This window comes from Sphingomonas sp. Leaf208 (genome assembly GCF_001421415.1).
In the GTDB taxonomy this organism is placed as follows: domain Bacteria; phylum Pseudomonadota; class Alphaproteobacteria; order Sphingomonadales; family Sphingomonadaceae; genus Sphingomonas.
This window is the reverse complement of record NZ_LMKH01000001.1, coordinates 568,358-586,935: the sequence shown is the minus strand read 5'-3', so window position 1 is coordinate 586,935 and position 18,578 is coordinate 568,358. Positions and strand designations below refer to the sequence as shown.

The 18,578-nt window shown below is 65.7% G+C and carries 19 protein-coding genes and 2 tRNA genes; 13 read left to right on the top strand and 8 right to left on the bottom strand.

All coding sequences use genetic code 11. The annotated features are described in order from the left end of the window. Position 1: 1 nt before the first annotated feature. The 3 genes from ASE69_RS02425 to ASE69_RS02415 all read right to left on the bottom strand — a co-directional run bounded on the left by ASE69_RS02425 (position 2) and on the right by ASE69_RS02415 (position 4,706). Positions 2–1,306 (bottom strand): amidase family protein, encoded by a 1,305-nt coding sequence (locus tag ASE69_RS02425; protein ID WP_056482313.1) that lies wholly within the window; start codon positions 1,304–1,306, stop codon positions 2–4. A 37-nt stretch (positions 1,307–1,343) separates the two neighbouring features. After that, the gene (locus ASE69_RS02420; RefSeq protein WP_056483034.1) at positions 1,344–3,389 is read right to left on the bottom strand and encodes a 3-hydroxyacyl-CoA dehydrogenase NAD-binding domain-containing protein; all 2,046 of its coding nucleotides are present in this window, start codon (positions 3,387–3,389) and stop codon (positions 1,344–1,346) included. A gap of 96 nt (positions 3,390–3,485) precedes the next feature. Next, the gene (locus ASE69_RS02415; RefSeq protein ID WP_056482311.1) at positions 3,486–4,706 is read right to left on the bottom strand and encodes a serine hydrolase domain-containing protein; all 1,221 of its coding nucleotides are present in this window, start codon (positions 4,704–4,706) and stop codon (positions 3,486–3,488) included. Positions 4,707–4,854: 148 nt separating this feature from the next. Between ASE69_RS02415 and ASE69_RS02410 the strand changes: the two genes are divergently transcribed. Continuing rightward, on the top strand, positions 4,855–6,606 hold the full coding sequence (locus ASE69_RS02410; protein ID WP_235517934.1) for a class I adenylate-forming enzyme family protein: 1,752 nt from the start codon (positions 4,855–4,857) through the stop codon (positions 6,604–6,606). A 156-nt stretch (positions 6,607–6,762) separates the two neighbouring features. Here the strand turns inward: ASE69_RS02410 and glpK are convergent, their stop codons facing one another. Next, complete coding sequence (glpK, locus tag ASE69_RS02405; RefSeq protein ID WP_056482306.1) at positions 6,763–8,247, bottom strand: glycerol kinase GlpK; 1,485 nt, start codon at positions 8,245–8,247, stop codon at positions 6,763–6,765. Positions 8,248–8,419: 172 nt separating this feature from the next. On the opposite strand from glpK, the gene ASE69_RS02400 reads away from it, so the two are divergent. The 3 genes from ASE69_RS02400 (at position 8,420) to ASE69_RS02390 (ending at position 9,874) form a co-directional block, all read left to right on the top strand. Beyond that, positions 8,420–9,568, top strand: coding sequence for an AI-2E family transporter (locus ASE69_RS02400; RefSeq protein WP_133019951.1), 1,149 nt, complete (start codon positions 8,420–8,422; stop codon positions 9,566–9,568). 54 nt (positions 9,569–9,622) lie between these two features. Beyond that, positions 9,623–9,699: transfer RNA gene (locus tag ASE69_RS02395), tRNA-Asp, on the top strand. A 98-nt stretch (positions 9,700–9,797) separates the two neighbouring features. Next, a tRNA-Asp gene (locus ASE69_RS02390) sits at positions 9,798–9,874 on the top strand. A 278-nt stretch (positions 9,875–10,152) separates the two neighbouring features. Here the strand turns inward: ASE69_RS02390 and ASE69_RS02385 are convergent. The 4 genes from ASE69_RS02385 to ASE69_RS02370 all read right to left on the bottom strand — a co-directional run bounded on the left by ASE69_RS02385 (position 10,153) and on the right by ASE69_RS02370 (position 11,578). Continuing rightward, the gene (locus ASE69_RS02385) at positions 10,153–10,353 is read right to left on the bottom strand and encodes a DUF2842 domain-containing protein (protein WP_056482303.1); all 201 of its coding nucleotides are present in this window, start codon (positions 10,351–10,353) and stop codon (positions 10,153–10,155) included. Further along, positions 10,350–10,883, bottom strand: coding sequence for a 5-formyltetrahydrofolate cyclo-ligase (locus ASE69_RS02380; RefSeq protein WP_056482300.1), 534 nt, complete (start codon positions 10,881–10,883; stop codon positions 10,350–10,352). Before ASE69_RS02380 ends, ASE69_RS02385 begins: the two co-directional genes overlap by 4 nt. Positions 10,884–11,075: 192 nt before the next feature. Further along, positions 11,076–11,384: a cell division protein ZapA gene (locus ASE69_RS02375; RefSeq protein WP_056482297.1), complete on the bottom strand. Its 309-nt coding sequence runs from the start codon at positions 11,382–11,384 to the stop codon at positions 11,076–11,078. After that, entirely contained in the window at positions 11,384–11,578 is a 195-nt protein-coding gene (locus ASE69_RS02370) for a hypothetical protein (RefSeq protein WP_181321090.1), read from the bottom strand. Before ASE69_RS02370 ends, ASE69_RS02375 begins: the two co-directional genes overlap by 1 nt. 144 nt (positions 11,579–11,722) lie before the next feature. Here ASE69_RS02370 and gap point away from each other — a divergent pair, with 144 nt between their 5' ends. The 9 genes from gap (at position 11,723) to ASE69_RS02325 (ending at position 18,509) form a co-directional block, all read left to right on the top strand. Then, positions 11,723–12,733 carry a type I glyceraldehyde-3-phosphate dehydrogenase gene (gap, locus tag ASE69_RS02365; protein ID WP_056048489.1) on the top strand — a complete coding sequence of 337 codons (1,011 nt, stop codon included), beginning with the start codon at positions 11,723–11,725 and terminating at the stop codon, positions 12,731–12,733. A gap of 61 nt (positions 12,734–12,794) precedes the next feature. After that, the gene (locus ASE69_RS02360) at positions 12,795–13,328 is read left to right on the top strand and encodes an MOSC domain-containing protein (protein ID WP_414882836.1); all 534 of its coding nucleotides are present in this window, start codon (positions 12,795–12,797) and stop codon (positions 13,326–13,328) included. Next, positions 13,325–14,515, top strand: a complete 1,191-nt coding sequence (locus tag ASE69_RS02355; RefSeq protein ID WP_056482294.1) for a phosphoglycerate kinase — start codon at positions 13,325–13,327, stop codon at positions 14,513–14,515. The genes ASE69_RS02360 and ASE69_RS02355 overlap by 4 nt, the downstream gene beginning before the upstream one ends. A gap of 48 nt (positions 14,516–14,563) precedes the next feature. Continuing rightward, positions 14,564–14,794, top strand: a complete 231-nt coding sequence (locus ASE69_RS02350; protein WP_056482291.1) for a ribbon-helix-helix protein, CopG family — start codon at positions 14,564–14,566, stop codon at positions 14,792–14,794. 14 nt (positions 14,795–14,808) lie between these two features. After that, the gene (locus ASE69_RS02345) at positions 14,809–15,120 is read left to right on the top strand and encodes a type II toxin-antitoxin system PemK/MazF family toxin (RefSeq protein WP_156362089.1); all 312 of its coding nucleotides are present in this window, start codon (positions 14,809–14,811) and stop codon (positions 15,118–15,120) included. A gap of 14 nt (positions 15,121–15,134) precedes the next feature. Then, positions 15,135–16,055 carry a class I fructose-bisphosphate aldolase gene (locus tag ASE69_RS02340; protein ID WP_056482285.1) on the top strand — a complete coding sequence of 307 codons (921 nt, stop codon included), beginning with the start codon at positions 15,135–15,137 and terminating at the stop codon, positions 16,053–16,055. 75 nt (positions 16,056–16,130) lie between these two features. Then, positions 16,131–16,820, top strand: a complete 690-nt coding sequence (thiE, locus tag ASE69_RS02335; RefSeq protein WP_056482282.1) for a thiamine phosphate synthase — start codon at positions 16,131–16,133, stop codon at positions 16,818–16,820. 65 nt (positions 16,821–16,885) lie between these two features. Further along, complete coding sequence (locus ASE69_RS02330) at positions 16,886–17,899, top strand: L,D-transpeptidase family protein (RefSeq protein WP_235517929.1); 1,014 nt, start codon at positions 16,886–16,888, stop codon at positions 17,897–17,899. Between the two features lie 4 nt (positions 17,900–17,903). Beyond that, positions 17,904–18,509, top strand: coding sequence for a M23 family metallopeptidase (locus tag ASE69_RS02325; RefSeq protein WP_056482279.1), 606 nt, complete (start codon positions 17,904–17,906; stop codon positions 18,507–18,509). The last annotated feature ends 69 nt before the right edge of the window (positions 18,510–18,578 follow it).

The window sequence follows — 18,578 nt, the reverse complement described above, 5'->3', positions numbered from 1 at the left end:
ATCAGCTCCTGCTTAGTCGATTGCACAGCGCGGCGACGGCGATCGCGTCGTGGTCGCGGTAACGGTTGGTGATGACCTGCACGCCGATCGGCAGGCCGCGCGGGTCGATCCCGACGGGCACGCTGGTCGCGGGCAGATTGGGGAAGGTGGCGAGCCCCGCCCAGGCGAACTGGACGCCGAACGGGGTATCCTCTCCGTCGATCGACAGCGTGCGCCGCGCGACGTTGCGCTCGGCGATGTGCGGGAAGGCGTTTACGCCGCTCGCCGGCGCGATCACCGCGTCGAACTCTTCGAACAGTGCACCCCAAGCGCGCTGCAACCGCGCCTGCGAATCGAGCAGGTCGAACCAGTGCGACAGCGTCGCGACCTTGCCATCGCGCGCGGGTCCGCCGCGGGTCATCGCGATGCCGAGCATCCGCATATAGTCGGCATGCTGAGCAGCGAGGTCGATCGGCGGGGGTGCGCTTGAAATGATGGCGCCGGCCGCGGCGAGGGCTTCACCGACGCGCTCGATCGCGCCGACGATCGACGAATCGATGCGTGCCGAGGGATGCGCAGTGAGCAGCAGGATGCGTGGTCGGGCTAAGTCGACGGTCGCGCGCGGCAAGGGGATGTCGGCGAGGATGTCGAGCGCAACGGCCAGATCCTCGGGATTACGCGCGAGCGGACCAATGACGCCGAGAACCGCGCTCGCCCCATCGGTGCCGGGCACGCGGTGGCCGAGATCGGACAAGGCGCCATAAGTAGGCTTGTGCCCCCAGACGCCACAGAACGCGGCCGGCACGCGGATCGAGCCGCCGATATCGGAGCCGAGCTCGAGCGGTACCATCCCCGACGCGAGCGCCGCCGCGGCACCACCCGACGATCCGCCGGGCGTCAGCGTCGGATCGATGGGATGATTCGTCCGGCCATGGATCGGGTTGTCCGCCCGCCAGTCGCTCAACCGCACCGGCACGTTGGTCTTGCCGAGGATCACCGCGCCCGCCGCCTTCAGCCGGGTGACGGCGATGGCATCGCGGTCGACGATGTTGTCGCGGTGGATCCCGACGCCCCAGCTAGTCGGCAAGCCGGCGACGTCGAACGATTCCTTCACCGTCATCGGCACGCCGAACAGCAGCCGGTCGTCCGGACCCTCCGCATCGAGCGCCCGCGCCGCCTCCCGCGCCCGCACGAAATCGCGCAGGACGACGGCGTTTATCGCACCGTCGCGCGCCTCGATCCGCGCGATCGCCGCATCGCACTCGGCGAGCGCGGTCGTCTCGCCAGCACGGATCGCCGCCGCCGTCTGGAGCGCAGACCGCTCCATCAGCGATCGACTACCGGCAAGAAACGACCACGACCGATCACTTCAGCCGACCGCCCGATGCCGCGGCATCCTTCAGCGACTTCGCCACCGGGAACCCGTATTTCTCCAGCCCCGCGACGACCTTCGGCAACCCCTCGGACTGCGCCCAGAACATCGGCCCGCCGCGGTACACCGGCCACCCGTATCCGTAGATCCACACCACATCGACGTCCGACGCGCGCTGCGCCTTGCCCTCCTCGAGGATCAGCGCGCCTTCGTTGACCATCGTGTAGAGCGTTCGCACGACGATCTCCTCGTCGCTGATCTCGCGCGGCGTCACGCCCGACTTCTTGCGGAAATCGTCGATGATCTCGGTAACCCGCGCAGAGTTCGACGGCGTCCGCTTCTCGTCGTAATCGTAGAAGCCCGCCTTGGTCTTCTGGCCCCAGCGGTTTTCCGCCGCCAGCGCATCGCGGATATTCTCGATCCGGCTCGGATCGCGGTGCCAGCCGATGTCGACGCCCGCCAGGTCGCTCATCTGGAACGGCCCCATCGGCATCCCGAACGCGACATGGACCTTGTCGATCTGCTCCGGGCTCGCGCCTTCCAGCAGCAGCTTGGTCGCCTCGACCTGCCGCGGCATCAGCATGCGGTTGCCGATGAACCCGTAGGTGACGCCCGCCACCACGGCCACCTTCTTGATCTTCTTCGCGAGCGCCATGACGGTCGCCAGCACGTCGTCCGCGGTCTTGTCGCCGCGTACGACTTCGAGCAATTTCATCACGTTGGCCGGCGAGAAGAAGTGCATCCCGACCACGTCCTGCGGCCGCTTCGTGCAGGCCGCGATCGCGTCGATGTCGAGATACGACGTGTTCGACGCCAGGATCGCACCCGGCTTGGCGATCGCATCGAGCTTGGTGAAGATTTCCTTCTTCACCTCCATCGTCTCGTACACCGCCTCGATGATCAGGTCGCATTCGGCGAGATCGGCGAAGTCGAGCGTCGGCTTCAGCGCGCCCATCGCCTGCTCGACCTGCTCGGGCTTCATCCGGCCCTTCGCGGCGGTTGCCTCGTAGTTTTTCCGCACGACGCCGGTGCCGCGGTCGAGCGCTTCCTGCTGCATCTCGACGATCGTCACGGGGATGCCCGCCGACAGGAAGTTCATCGAGATGCCGCCGCCCATCGTGCCCGCACCGATCACGCCGACGCGCTTGATTTCGCGGAGCTTGGTGTCGGCGGGGACGTCGTCGATCTTGGCGGCCTGACGCTCGGCGAAGAAGATGTGGCGCTGTGCGGCCGACTGCACGCCCATCATGAGCTTCATGAACTCCTGGCGTTCGAACGCGATGCCCTCTTCGAAACTGGAGCCGTCCGCAGCCTTCTCGACACAGGCGATGTTGGCGGCCGGCGCGTCGAAGTTACGGAAACGACGGGCGTTCTCCTTCTTGAACGCAGCGACGGCATCGGGATCGGCCCGAGCGGTTTTCGCCGATGCGCGGGGCAGGGGGCGCTTGCTCGCGATCTCGCGCGCGAAGGCGACGGCGTCGGCTTCAAGTGAATCCTCGCCGACGATCTTGTCGATCAGCCCGGCGTCGAGCGCCTTCTTCGCCGAGATTGGGTCGCCCTTCGCGGTCATCTCCAGCGCGAGCTTCACGCCGGCGATGCGCGGAATGCGTTGCGTGCCGCCAGCGCCGGGCAGCAGGCCAAGCTTCACTTCAGGCGTACCGATCTTCGCCGAGGGAACGGCGACGCGGTAATGGCAGCCGAGCGTGACTTCGCACCCGCCGCCCAGCGCGGTGCCGTGGATCGCCGCGACGACGGGCTTCGACGAGGCTTCGATCATGTCGACGACGGTGGGCAGGCCGGGCTCGACCATTTCCTTGCCGAACTCGGTGATGTCGGCGCCTGCAAAGAACGTGCGGCCGTCGCAGCGGATCACCATCGCGGTGATGCTGTCGTCGTTAACGCCGTCCTTGATCGCGGCTTCGAGGCCCTGCCGGACCGCGGCGCCGAGCGCGTTGACGGGAGGATTGTTCGAGATGATGACGAGCACGTCGTCATGGCGTTCGGTGCGGATCGGGCCAGTATTCGTCGACGAGGTCATCATATTCTCCTTGTTCTCCTGCGAAAGCAGGAGCCCAGGGCCACATCGGCAGCCCTGTGTGATACTGGACTCCTGCGTGCGCAGGAGAACGGAAACTCAGGTCATCGCCGCGTAGATCATCGTCTTCAGTTCGCGGCGGATGGGATAGAAACTGCTCGGCGAAAGCTGCGTCATGAACACCATCGACAGGCGCTCGACGGGATCGACGAAGAACGCGGTCGAGAACATCCCGCCCCAGTAGAATTCGCCCTTCGACCCTGGCACCATCGTCTTCGCGACGTCGTCGGTGATCGCGAACCCGAGCCCGAAGCCGGTACCCGCGTTCGATGCCTCGCTGAACAGCGACTTCGACATCGCCGCGAGATCGGATTTTCCGGGCAGGTGGTTCTGCGTCATCAGGTCCAGCGTCTTGCGCCCGAGAATGCGCGCGCCGTCGAGTTCGCCCCCGTTCAGCAGCATCGTGTTGAACCGGTGATAATCGAGCGCGGTCGAGACGAGCCCGCCGCCGCCGGAAACTAGCTTCGGCTGCCGGCTCCACGCACTCTCAGTCCCGCGATCGTACATCACGCGGCCCTTGCCCGGCGCGAGCGTGTAGCAGTCCGTCAGACGATCGAGCTTGTCGGCGGGGACCTGGAAGAAGGTGTCGTCCATCTTGAGCGGCGCGAAGATGCGCTCCCGGAAGAACTGGTCGAGCGGCAGGCCCGACACGCGCTGCACGACCGCGCCGACCACGTCGGTCGCGACCGAATAATTCCACGCGGTGCCGGGCGAGAATTCGAGCGGGATCTTGGCCAGCGCGCCGATGAAGCCGTCGAGGTCATACCCGCCATGCCAGCCCTCGATCTTGCCGTCGCGGTAAGCGGCATCGACGTTCGAGCGGTTCTGGAAACTATAGGTCAGCCCCGAGGTGTGGCGGAGAAGGTCGACCATCCGCATCGGCTCCGCGGTCGGCCTGGTCACGAACGGCACGCCGCCCCCACCGCCATCATAGACGCCGATATCCTTGAACTCGGGCAGCACGTGGTGGACCGGTGTATCGACCGCGACGAGGCCCTGCTCGACCAGCATCATGAACGCGACCGAGGTGATCGGCTTGGTCATCGACGCGATCCGGAACAGCGATCCTTCGTCGACGCTCTTGCCGCCTTCGCGCGCCGCGCCCGCGTTCGAGAAATGGACGATCTCGCCGTCGCGCGCGATCAGCAATTGCGCGTTCGGCAGCTTGCCCGAATCGATATAGCGCGTCCGGAGCAGCGTATCGATCGCCGCCAACCGGCTCGCATCGAAGCCGTGCGCGGCAGGTTCAGCGATTTTCACGATTCGACCGTCCGTGCCATGACCCGCTCCATACCCCTAGTTCGAACTTGGTGCCTCTATTGCCTTGAGTGCGGCAGGAATCAACTATAACCTGTCTTCGAACAGGCGATAAGCCAAACCCGAAATTCAACTCTGGAGTCAACCGGTCTTGGCAAGCGAACCGATCATCGCACTCGATCCCTCCTGGCCGGCGATATCGCTCGCCGATGCCGAGCGAATGCTGACCGCGCCCGGCGCGAAGTTCGAGATGGAGATGCTGACGATCGACGGCATCGAGACGCGCATATGGAAGAACGCGCCGCCGTCGCTGCGCTGGCTGGCCGAGGCGGCGCGCGCGCATGGCGAGCGGGTCTTCACCGCATACGAGGACGAGCGCGTCACCTACGAGGCGAACTTTCGCGCGATCGCGGTACTGGCGCACCGGTTGCGCGAGATGGGGATCGGTCCCGGCGACCGCGTCGCGCTGGCGATGCGCAACCTGCCCGAATGGCCGGTCGCGTTCTTTTCGGGCGCGAGCATCGGCGCGATCATGGTGCCGCTCAACGCGTGGTGGACCGGTGCGGAGATGGAATACGGCCTAGCCGATTCGGGCGCGCGCGTGCTGATCACCGACGACGAGCGTCATCACCGGCTGGAGGCGGCCTACGCGACGCTGCCGGCGCTGGAGCACGTGTTCGTCGCGCGCGCCGCGGAGCCGCTGACGGGGATCGTAACGCGGCTGGAGGACGTGATCGGCACCCCGCACGACTGGGCTGCGCTGCCCGATGTAGGCCTGCCCGGGGCGACCATTGCGCCCGACGACGATGCGACGATCTTCTACACCAGCGGGACCACCGGCGCGCCCAAGGGGGCACTCGGCACGCACCGCAACATGATGTCGAACATCATGTCCGGCGGCTATTCCTCCGCCCGCTCGTTCCTGCGCCGCGGCGAGGCACCGCCCGAGCCGACGCCGCGCGTCACGCTGACGGTGATACCGCTGTTCCACGTCACCGCCTGCTCGGCGGGGATGATGGGGGTGATCGCGACCGGCAGCACGATGATCTTCATGCGGAAATGGGATACGATCCGGGCGATGGAGATCATCGAGCGCGAGAAGGTCAACATCACCGGTGGCGTACCGACGATCGCGTGGCAGTTGCTGGAGCATCCCGATCGCGAGAAATACGACCTCTCGTCGCTCGAATCGATCGCCTATGGCGGCGCGCCCGCTGCCCCAGAACTGGTGAAGCGCATCCATGCCGAGTTCGGCGCAATGCCCGGCAATGGCTGGGGCATGACCGAGACGATGGCGACGGTCACGCATCATGGGGGAGAGGACTATCTCAACCGCCCGACCAGCGCGGGGCCGCCAGTGGCTGTCGCCGACCTGAAGATCGTGGCGGACGACGGCGTGACGGATGTGCCTCTGGGCGAGGTCGGCGAGCTATGGGCGCGCGGCCCGATGATCGTGAAAGGCTATTGGAATAAGTCAGACGCGACCGCATCGACCTTCGTCGACGGCTGGGTCCGCACCGGAGACTTGGCGCGGCTGGATGACGAGGGATTTTGCTACATAGTAGACCGCGCGAAGGACATGATCATTCGTGGCGGCGAGAACATATACTCCAGCGAGGTCGAGAACGTCCTCTACGCGCACCCCGCGGTGACCGACGCGGCGCTGATTGGTATTCCACATCGTATTTTGGGGGAGGAGCCCGCAGCGGTGGTGCACCTCGCGCCGGGTGCGGTGACAACCGAGGCGGAATTGCAGAGCTGGGTGCGGCAACATCTCGCAGCGTTCAAGACGCCGGTCGCCGTGCGCTTCGTGCATGAGACTTTGCCGCGGAATGCGAATGGGAAGATCTTGAAGAAGGACCTGCAGGTGTTGTTTGCGGATCGGGTGGGGGTGGTGGCTTAGCCGCAGCATGCCTGCTCAGGCGCGCCTCCCCGGCGGAGGCCGGGGTCCAGTCGGGAAGGCCGTGGTAACGACGCGTTGCCCTACGTTAGCGACGTTCCCCAACTAGGCCCCGGCCTCCGGCGGGGTGGTGGTTGGGGTTGCGGCGCGCGATCGGTTCTAGCGCTTCGACCCTGCGACGACCGCATCGACCGCAGCCTTCCATCCCGCCAGTCGCGCCTGCCGCTCGTCCTCCCCCAGCAACGGCGTGAATGTCTCGACCTCGCCACGCATCGCCGTCGCCTCCTCCAGCCCTCCGAACAGCCCCGCACCCACCCCAGCCAGCATCGCCGCGCCCAATGCGGTCGTCTCCGCAAACCTCGGCCGTTCGACCCCGATTCCGAGCAGGTCCGCCATGTCCTGCGCCATCCAGTCGTTGGCGACCATGCCGCCGTCGATCCGCAAGGACTGCCAGTCGATCCCATCAGCGGCGAAGGCGGTCTTCAGGTCGTGCGCCTGGTACGCCATCGCCTCCAGGGCCGCGCGAGCCACGTGCGCCTTGCCGGTGGCGAAGCTCAGTCCTGAGATGCTCGCGCGGGCGTCCGGTTCCCACCATGGCGCGCCGAGGCCGCTGAGCGCTGGCACCAAGTAAACGCCGCCGGTGTCGGGCACGCTGCGGGCCAGCGCTTCGGTTTCGGCAGCCGTGCCGATCAGGCCTAGCGTGTCGCGGAGCCACTGGACGAGGCTGCCGGCAACGAACACCGATCCCTCGAGCGCATAGGCGCGCTGACCTCCGAGTTGCCACGCGACGGTCGAGAGCATCCGGTGCCCCGATGTCGGCGGCGTCGCGCCGGCATGCGTGAGGATGAACGCGCCCGTGCCGAACGTCGCCTTCGTCTGGCCGGGTGCGAGGCAGGCCTGGCCGATCGCGGCTGCCTGCTGGTCGCCGGCGATGCCGCAGATCGGGATCGCCGCACCGAACGCCGTCGTCTCGCCGAATCGTCCGGCGCAATCGACGATCGCCGGCAATGCCCCGCGGGGCACGCCGAACAGCGCGCAGAGTCCGTCGTCCCAGCTGCCGGTGTGCACGTCCATCAGGGCGGTGCGCGAGGCGTTGGTCGCGTCGGTCACGTGCAACCCGCCGGTCAGTTTCCAGATCAGCCAGCTGTCGACCGTGCCGATCGCGAGGCGCGCGCCGGCGTTCGCGAGTTGGGGCCATTCGCACATGGCCCAGCCGATCTTCGAGGCGGAGAAATACGGGTCGAGCAACAGGCCGGTCTTGGCCTGAACCTCGGCTTCATGGCCCTGTTCGCGCAGGTCTCGGCAGGTCGCGGCGGTACGCCGGTCCTGCCAGACGATCGCGGGCGCGAGCGGTTCGCCGGTCTCGCGGTCCCAGAAGACGATCGTCTCCCGCTGGTTGGTGATCCCAATCCCCGCGATCCGGCGCGCGCCGCCTGCCTGGGCGACCATCGCCGCGGTCACCCGCAGCGTCTTGCGCCAGATCTCGGCGGCATCATGCTCTACCCATCCGGCGCGTGGGTATGTCTGGTCGAGCGCGCGGGCTTCGCTGGCGATGCAGCGGCCGTCGGTCGCAAACAGCATGGCGCGGGTGGAGGTGGTGCCCTCGTCGATGACGAGAATTAGATCGTTGGCGTCGTTCGGCATGCTTGAATGCTAGCCACGATTACGGGATGGGGAAACAAAGGAAAATGCCATGACGGACGAGGGCCTTCGCCACGAAAAGAACCAGCCGCAAGGCGGGGACAGCGCCGTTACCGAAGGTCCGCCGGCCGAGAGTGCGTTCGGGCTGCCGATCGCGGTCGGGGTCGAGGATGCGATGCGAATCGCGCAGCGTCGCGATCGGTTGCTGGCGGCGCTGACACTGACCGCGGGTGTCGGGCTCATACTCGCGACGCCGTTCGCGTTGAAATCCGGAGCGGAGTTCTTCCTTCCGCTCACGATCGCGCTGGTGATTTCAGTGGCCTTGGTGCCGGTGCTTGAATGGCTCGAGCGGCGGCATGTTCCTTCGCCGCTTGCCGCGATCCTTTGCATTCTCGTCTTCCTCATCGCGGCGAACATCGCGATCGCCGCGATACTCGTACCGGCGACCGATTTCTTCCGGTTGCTGCCGACGCGATTGGACCGAATTCAGAACAATCTCGCACCGTTGCTCGACCTGTATTCGAGCCTCGAGAAATACGTAAACAAGACGCTACGGCAGGTCGCGTCGACGCCGATCAAGCAGCCGGCGACCGCGGGGGTTGCGGCACCAGGGTCGATCCTCGAACTTGCTGCGACGTCGGCGCCAGCCGTGATCGTGCAGTTCCTGTTCGGTGTCCTGATCGTGTTCTTCTTCCTCTCGGGCTGGACGCGCATGCGGCGGCAGACGATCACCGGGCGGACCAGCTTCGACGGGGCCATGGCAACCGCTCGCGTGATCCAGGACATTGTCGACGATGTGTCCGCGTATCTGGGGACGATCACGCTGATCAACATCGTGCTCGGGATCATTACCGGGGTGGCGCTGTGGTTCATCGGCATGCCGTATCCGGCGATGTGGGGCGGGATCGTCGCGCTGCTCAATTACATCCCGTATTTCGGGCCCGTGATCGGTGCGTTCTTGCTCGCGTTGGGCGGGCTGATGACGTTCTCCGACATCTGGATGGCGATGCTGCCGCCGGCGCTGATGTACGGGCTGCACCTGGTCGAGGCGAACGCGATCACGCCGTTCGTGGTCGGGCATCGGCTGACGATCAGCCCGTTGCTGATCCTGATCTCGCTGAGCTTCTGGGGATGGGTGTGGGGCACGTCGGGGGCGTTGCTCGCGGTTCCGCTGCTGATCATCATCCAGACGATCGTGAAGGCCGCTGGCAAGCCCGATATCGCCGGTTTCCTGTTCGAGCACGGGACGCTGGTGCAGCCCAAGACCGGGCGGAACCGTCGGCGCGGGGACCCGCCCGAGGCACAACGTGAAACTGGCGGATAATTTGGGTTGACGGTATCCGAACCCTCGCCTAGTTGCCGCCTCCACGCTGTTTCAGCGGGTGTAGCTCAGTTGGTTAGAGCGCCGGCCTGTCACGCCGGAGGTCGCGGGTTCGAGTCCCGTCACTCGCGCCATCGTTTGCCCTGACCGGGTAGATGGTTCGAGATAGTGTTAAGGTTTTGACGAGCCTTCCCGCGTGTCCCTTGGGACGCTAGGGTTCGTCATTGGGAATGCGGGTGTAGCTCAGTTGGTTAGAGCGCCGGCCTGTCACGCCGGAGGTCGCGGGTTCGAGTCCCGTCACTCGCGCCACCCTGATGGGTGGCCGAGACCCTTTTAGATTTTGGATGCTGAGAGCATTCCGTCTCGTCGATCAACCGGGGCCACTAACTCCTTTCCGTTCGTGCTGAGTAGAGACCGAGTAGCTCCGTCAGGAGCGTATCGAGGGCTCGTATCGAAGCATGGGTTCCGCGTGCCAACCTGTCCTTCGATACGCCCCCTCGATACGCCGCTGCGCGACTACTCGCTGGCTACTCAGGACGAACGGGGGAGAGGGAAGGGCCGCTGGAGGGTTGCAACGGCTGCGAAGATTACCGCCCGAGCTCCATCCAGCGCAGCACCGGCTTCAGCGGCGCGATCCAGATCAGGCCGGTAAACAGGTAGAATACCAACTGCCCCAGCCAGTGCCAGCTGCCGACGATGTTCGACAAGCTGACGATGGCCACGCACCACACCACGATCAGGAGCACGATGCCGAGCATGCCGACGGGTTTGCGCCAGGTTGGCGTCATGGCGTGATCCAGTCTGTTTCGGTGGCGATGGCGTGGAGCGGGACGTCCCACGGGTCTGGGGTCAGCGTGTCGACTTCCTGCACCGACAACGCAACCCCGACGCGCCACGCGTTCGGGTGCGCGAGGAAGGCGCGGTCGTAATAGCCGGCGCCCTGGCCGATCCGGTTGCCGCTGCGATCGAAGCCGACGAGCGGGGTCAGGATGATGTCGGGTTCAAGTTCGGCCGCGTCCTCGGCGGGCTGGTGCAGCCCGAATGGCCCGGCGATCAGCGCCGCTTCGGTCGCCCAGGACAGGAAGCGCATCGGCAGCGAACGGCGGACGACATGGGGCAGGGCGATGACGCATCCGGCATCGACCGCGGCGCGCGCGAAGGGCGAGGGGTCCGCTTCGCCCCCGAACGGGACGTAGGAGGCGACCGTCAGTCCGGGTTTCAGCCGTGCCAGAAACGCCGACGGCACAGGAAGCTCGACCAGCGGGTGCGCTTCCCGCGCGGCGCGGAGCGAGGCTCTGAGCACGCTCTTGTCGGTCATGCGGCGACCTTGGAAAATGGTGGTGTGGCGGGCCCACCATGGCCGTGTGCCGGGTTATCCACTGACGCACGGTACGTCAGGTGGGGACCATGTGCTTCGGACCAGGATCCTAACAGGGACAGCCCCCTATGGATGATGAATAGCCTCAGGGATAATAAAGGCTCGTACCGGGCAGAACCCGCCACAGCCAATCTAGGCGTTCGGAGGGCTTAGCTCAAGGGCTTCCGCGAGCCCTTCAAGACGATCGGCGATCCGGGTGAGGGCGATCTCGCTCACGGCCGAGCCTTCGGGCGGGCGATGCGCGGCTTCGTCGAGGTCGTCGGCGAGCATCAGCGCGACGAACAGCATCGCGCGCTCGGCGCTGAGGCCGCCCGCCGCGCGGTCCGCGGTGGCCCAGCGTTCGGCGACCATCGCGCCCAGCAGACGGACGCGCGACTCTTCGCCATCACGGCAGGCGACGGCGTGGGGACGACCGCCGATATCGAGCATGACCTGGGCCATCAGTTGGGGCTCCCGCGCGTAATGACGTCGTCGAGCGCGGCGACGGCTTCGGCCATCCGCGCCTTGAGGGCGGCGTGGCGCTTGGCGAGCGCGTCGCCGGCTTCGGTGCGGGCTGCAATGGCGGATTCGATCCGTGCGATCGCGGCGTCGATCCGTTCGACGGCAGTTGGTCCGTCGGGAAGTGTTTCTGACATGCCATGCGAGATAGCATGGACGGGGGGTGCGACAAGTCGGTTTAGGCGAAACCCATCACCATCCACGGTGTTGACAGGGCGCCCCACCGCCCCGCAAAGGCTGCGCGCCCGGAACGGACTCGCGGGCGTAGCGGAGAGACAGCAATGACGGTCAAGGTTGCGATCAACGGTTTCGGGCGCATCGGCCGTCTCGTCGCCCGTGCGGTACTCGAACAGTCGAACGGCGCACTCGAACTCGTCGCGATCAACGATCTCGGCGATGCCAAGTCGAACGCCTGGCTGTTCAAGCGTGACAGCGTGCACGGCAAGTATCCGGGTGAGGTTTCGGCCGAAGGCAACGAGCTGGTCGTCGACGGCAAGCGCATCCGCGTCACCGCCGAGCGCGACCCCGCCAACTTGCCGCACGCCGAGCTGGGCGTTGACATCGTCCTCGAATGCACCGGCTTCTTCACCGACAAGGCGAGCTGCCAGAAGCATCTCGATGCCGGCGCGAAGAAGGTGCTGATCTCGGCACCGGGCAAGAACGTCGACCTGACCGTCGTCTACGGCGTCAACCACGACAAGTTGACCGCCGAGCACACGATCGTCTCGAACGCGTCGTGCACTACCAACTGCCTCGCGCCCGTCGCCAAGGTCCTGAACGATGCGATCGGCATCGAGCGTGGCCTGATGACGACCGTCCATGCATACACCAATGACCAGAAGATCCTCGACCAGATCCACCCCGACCTGCGTCGTGCGCGTGCTGCGGCGATGTCGATGATCCCGACCACGACGGGGGCCGCACGTGCGGTTGCCGAAGTGCTGCCGGAGCTGAAGGGCAAGCTCGACGGTTCAGCGATCCGCGTGCCGGTGCCGGACGTTTCGCTGATCGACCTGACCTTCACCCCGTCGCGCGATACGACGCGTGAAGAGGTGAATGCGGTGCTGAAGGCGGCCTCCGAGAGCGGCCCGCTAGTCGGCGTGCTCGACTGGTCGGACGAGCCGCTCGTCTCGATCGATCTTCAGCATACCCCGGCGTCGTCGACGATCGACAGCCTGGAGACCGCGGTGATCGACGGCAAGCTGGTTCGCGTCGTCAGCTGGTACGACAACGAATGGGGCTTCTCGAACCGGATGGTCGATACGGCCACTGCGATGGCGAAGTTCATCTAAGCTCGCGATCTATGCGTTCCCTGTTCCGTTCGCTTCGAGCGCAGTCGAGAAGTCGTCTCCCGTGAGAGATGGTGTCTCGACTGCGCTCGACACGAACGGGGAGGTGGCGGTGGCCCAGACCGGCACCGTAAAAATTGTTGGCATGATCGCCGGCATCGCCCGTCACTCCCGGGCGAAAGGGCCTATGGAGGTCCTCGGCCAAGTCGGCGTCACCGTCGAGGCCGGGCTGGACGGCGACTTTCGCGGTCGGGTGAAGCCCGGCGGCAAGGGGCGGCGACAGGTCACGTTGCTCGAACGCGGCGACTGGGCTGCGGCGATGGCGGAGGTCTGTGCCGATCTCCCCTGGCAAGACCGCCGCGCCAATTTGTTGGTCGACGGCTTCGACCTTCCCCAGATACCGGGCACGCGCCTCCGCATCGGCGCGGACGTAGTGCTTGAGGTGACGCGCCACACCGATCCGTGCGACCGCATGGATGCGCTGGCGCCAGGATTGTTCGCCGCGCTGACGCCGGACTGGCGGGGCGGGGCGTGTACCCGAGTTTTGATGGGCGGCAAAATTGCCGTCGGTGATGAGATCAGGATCGAAGAACCATGACCAAGCCATTCAAGACGCTCGATGATATGGGCGACATCCAGGGCAAACGCGTGCTCGTCCGCGAGGATCTGAACGTGCCGATGGCCGAGGGTCACGTCACCGACGACACCCGCCTTCGCGCCACCGTCGCGACCGTCGGTGAGCTTGCCGACAAGGGCGCGATCGTCCTCGTCCTCGCACATTTCGGCCGTCCCAAGGGCGTGCCGAGCCCAGAGTTCTCGCTGTCGCAGGTCGTGAAGCCGTACAGCGAAGTGCTCGGTCGCGAAGTCCGCTATATCGATTGGGAAGGGGCGGATGACGCCGTTGCAACGCTGGAGCCCGGCGATATCGCAGTGCTGGAGAACACCCGGTTCTTCGGCGGCGAAGAGACCAACGACGAAGCGGTGGTCAAGCGTTTCGCGAGCCTCGGTGATCTCTACGTCAACGACGCGTTCTCCGCCGCACACCGCGCGCACGCCTCGACCGAGGGGCTTGCGCACGTACTACCCGCCTATGCCGGCCGCGCGATGGAAGCCGAACTCGATGCGCTCCAGAAGGCGCTTGGCGAGCCCGAGCATCCGGTCGCGGCGGTCGTCGGCGGTGCCAAGGTGTCGTCGAAGCTCGACGTGCTGCGGCATCTCGTCACCAAGGTCGATCATCTGATCATCGGCGGCGGCATGGCCAACACCTTCCTCGCAGCGCGCGGCGTCGACGTCGGCAAAAGCCTGTGCGAGCATGAACTTGCGAGCGTTTGCGAACAGATCATGGAAGCGGCGGACAAGGCGAACTGCACGGTCAACCTGCCGTACGACGTGGTGGTCGCGAAGGAGTTCAAGCCGAACCCCGCCACCCGCACCGTCAACGTCCACGAAGTCGCCGCCGACGAGATGATCCTCGACGTCGGCCCGGCCGCGGTCGAATCGCTCGGCGACGTGCTGAAGAACTGCCGCACCTTGGTGTGGAACGGCCCGCTCGGCGCGTTCGAGACGCCGCCGTTCGACAAGGCGACCGTGGCGCTCGCCAAGACCGCTGCGGCACTCACCGAAGGCGGATCGCTCGTCTCGGTCGCCGGCGGTGGCGACACGGTTGCGGCGCTCAATCACGCTGGCGTCGCGGACGCGTTCACGTTCGTCTCGACCGCAGGCGGCGCGTTTCTCGAGTGGATGGAAGGCAAGACGCTTCCCGGGGTCGCCGCGCTCCACGGTTGAAATACGTGTGCATCCGAGCTATGTTTAACATGTTAAACGGAGACTCGGATGCTCGGCGTCAGGCTCGATAGCGAACTCGAAGAGCGGCTTGCAGCGGTTGCGCGCACCCAAGGGCGCAGCAAGAGCGATATCGCACGCGAAGCCGTGCGACGCTATGTCGAACGCCACGACGAGGCATTCCTTGCGGAGGCACGGCGTCAGTCGCTCGCTGCGGCTGATCACGATAGGCAGGCAGGTGAAGAGGATTGGGACGCACTAATCGGGGCGCCCCCTGCATGAAATTCGTCCGCGGTATGATCGTCGTCGGAGCGGGCAAGGGCGATTTCTCTGGCAAGCCACGCCCCTTTCTTATCGTCCGATCAGACCTTTTTGCAGATCACGCGACGATTTCGCTGTGCCCGCTGACCAGCGTCATCAGCGGGACGAACCTGTTTCGCGTGTCGCTCGAGGCATCGGCGGAAACTGGCCTATTTCGCGATAGCGAGATCCAGATCGACAAGGTTGATACGCTCGACCGCAACAAGATCGTCAAGATTATCGGTACGATACCCATCACCACCATGACCCGAGTGGACGACGCACTGCGCCGTTGGCTCGAACTCTAAGACAGGATTTCAGCATGACTTCCACGATCACCCCGCAAGTCAAAACCATCCTCGACAAATACGAAGCCACCAGTTCGGCGGTGAAGGCGAACCTCGCGCGCATCCTGATGCAGGGCAAGCTTGGAGGCACCGGCAAGCTTTTGATTCTGCCGGTCGACCAGGGGTTCGAGCATGGCCCGGCGCGCAGCTTCTCGGTCAATCCGGCGGCGTACGACCCGCATTACCATTACCAGCTGGCGATCGACGCAGGGCTCAGTGCCTATGCCGCGCCGCTCGGGATGCTCGAAGCGGGGGCGGATACGTTTGCCGGGCAGATTCCGACGATCCTGAAGTGCAATAGCTCGAACAGCTGGGCGACGACGATCGACCAGGCGGTGACGGCGACGGTGTCGGATGCGGTGCGGCTCGGGTCGGCGGCGATCGGCTTCACGATCTATCCGGGCGCGGACCAGTTCTTCGACCTCGTCGAGGAAATCCGCGAGCTGAGCGAAGAGGCGAAGTCGGTGGGCATCGCAACGGTGATCTGGTCGTATCCGCGCGGTGGCGAGCTCACCAAGGACGGCGAGCTTGCCTTGGACGTCGGTGCCTATGCCGCGCACATCGCGGCGCTGCTCGGCGCGCACATCATCAAGACCAAGCTGCCGACCGCGCATATCGAGCAGAAGGAAGCCAAGCCGCTCTACGCCAACATCGACTGGTCGAAGCAGTCCGATCGCGTGAAGCACGTCGTCCAGTCGAGCTTTGCCGGACGTCGCATCAACGTCTTCTCGGGCGGCGCGTCGAAGGGCGAGGACGCGATCTTCCAGGACGCGCGCGACATCCGCGACGGCGGCGGCAACGGCTCGATCATCGGCCGCAACACCTTCCAGCGTCCGCGCGACGAGGCGCTGGCGATGCTCGACCGGATCATCCGGATCTACAAGAACGAAGAATAAGCCTCGGTTTGCCTGCACGTCGCCTCGGTCCTGCGCCGGGGTGACGTGGCGGGTATGAGCGGCTAGGGGGCGGACATGACCGAATTCGAAGATCCGCTGGGCCCGCTCGATCCCAATTTCGCCGAGAATTTCCGCCGCGACATGCGCCGGCCGGCTTGCCAGCTTTACCTGGTGTCGCCGCTGGATGTCGGTGGCGACTTCCCGGAGCGTCTCGCTCGGGCGCTTGATGCTGGCCCCGTGGCTGCGTTCCAGTTCCGCGTGAAGGATATCGACCAGCACGCGGCATCTGCTCTCGGCGAGCCGTTGCGCGCGATTTGCGCCGAGCGCGATGTCGCGTTCATCGTCAACGACGATATTGGGCTGGCCAAGCGTCTCGACGCGGACGGCGTGCATCTCGGGCAGGACGATGGCGATCCGCGCGAGGCGCGGGCGCAACTCGGGCCCAATGCGCAGATCGGCGTGAGCTGTCACGGCAGCCGCCATCTGGCGATGGAAGCGGGCGAGGCCGGGGCCGATTACGTCGCGTTCGGGGCGTTCTATCCAACGACGACGAAGACGGTCGAGCATATGGCCGAGCCGGTGATCCTGTCGTGGTGGTCGACGCTGTTCGAGATGCCGTGCGTCGCGATCGGCGGAATTACGCCGGAGAATGCGGCGCCGCTGGTTGCCGCCGGGGCGGACTTCATTGCCGTATCCGGTGCCGTTTGGGGTGGCGATGAGGTCGCCGCGGTTAAGGCGTTTGCCGAGGTTCTTGCGAAGCGCTGAGCCGTTGGAAACAACCGTCGTCCCGACCGTTTGATGCAGCAGCGTAACGATTTGGGATGATGGGCATGACGGCATTTGCGATGAAGGCTTCGGTTCTTGCGGCATGCCTGCTGGGTGCCGCGTCGCCCGCATTGGCGCAGACAGCGCCGGCCAAGCCCGTACCAATCGACCGCAATGTGCTTCACGTGCAGGTGATCCTCGATCATCTCGGCTTTGGGCCGGGCGTGCTCGACGGGCGCGGCGGTCAGTCGCTGGTCGCCGCGCTGAAGGGGTTTCAGGAGACGAAGGGGCTGCCGATTACCGGCAAGTCTGACGCGCGGACGTTGCAGGCTTTGTATCCGTACCGCGCTGCTCGGCCGACCGTGACGGTCGCGCTGACGCCCGAGATGTTGGCGGGGCCGTTCGTCAATCCGTTCCCCAAGGATCCGGCTAAGCAGGCCGAACTCCCGTCGCTGGGTTACAAGACCGTCATGGAGAAGCTTGGCGAGATGTTCCACACGACGCCGGCGGTGATCGTCGCGCTGAACTCGCCGACGACGAAGCTGGCGCCGGGCACCAAGGTCGTGTTTCCGAACGCGCTGCCGACGTCCCGCGCGTATGATTCGAAGTTGAAGCCGGACTGGATCGCGACGCTCACGATGCTGAACGTCGATGCGAAGCAGCCGCAGGCGGACCATGTCGTGGTCGACAAGTCGGACGGCGTGCTCCGCGTGCTGGACGCGAACGACAAGCTGATCGCGCAATTCTCCGCAACTATGGGGTCGAGCCACGATCCCCTGCCGCTCGGCACGTGGACGATCAAGGGATCCGACTACAATCCGAAGTTCCACTTCAATCCGGCGCTGTTCTGGGATGCGAAGAAGGGGCAGACCAAGGAGATGCTGCCGCCGGGGCCGAATGGTCCGGTCGGCGTCGTCTGGATGGATCTGTCGAAGGAGCATTACGGCATCCACGGCACGCCCAACCCCGAGACGATCGGGCGTGCGGAGAGCCATGGCTGCATCCGCCTGACCAACTGGGATGCGGCGCGGCTGTCCATGATGATCAAGCCGGGGACCAAGGCCGTCTTCCAGGCGTAAGGCGATGACGCGGACGTTCTGGATCATTCTTGGGCTGATCGTGGTCGTGGTCGGTGGCTTTGCGTCGATGATGTCGTTCGGGAGCAGCGGCAGCGGCCTCGAGCGACGGGTGCCTTGGCGCAAGCCGGTGCCTCCCGCAGAAGTCGCTGCTGTTACCGTGACGCCGGGGGCACTGGCTGTCCCGGTGGCGGGCGTCCCACGCAAGGCGATAGCGAATAGCTGGAACGATGCGCGGGGCGGCGGTCTGCGCGGCCATCATGGCACGGATATCATGGCACCGGGTGGCACGCCCGTGGTCGCGGCGGCGCCGGGGTGGGTCGAGAAACTGTTCCAGAGTGGGCTTGGCGGGATCACGCTGTACGTGCGTTCGCCCGACCGGCGCTGGACCTATTATTATGCGCACCTTGCCGGGTACGCGGCCGGCATCCGCGAGGGGATGGCGGTCAAGACGGGCGACACGCTCGGCTATGTCGGCGATACCGGCGACGCCGGGGCGGGCAATTATCACCTGCATTTCGGGCTGACCAAGATGCAGCCGGGTGAGCGCTGGTGGCAGGGCGAGAACGTGAACCCGTACCCGCTGCTTGCCGGAACGGGGTCGTCCCGCTAAAGCCCGCCGCTTCGGGTTTCCGCAGAGTCCCGCCCCCAGGGTTATGCTTCGCGGACGGCCCCTAGCTCT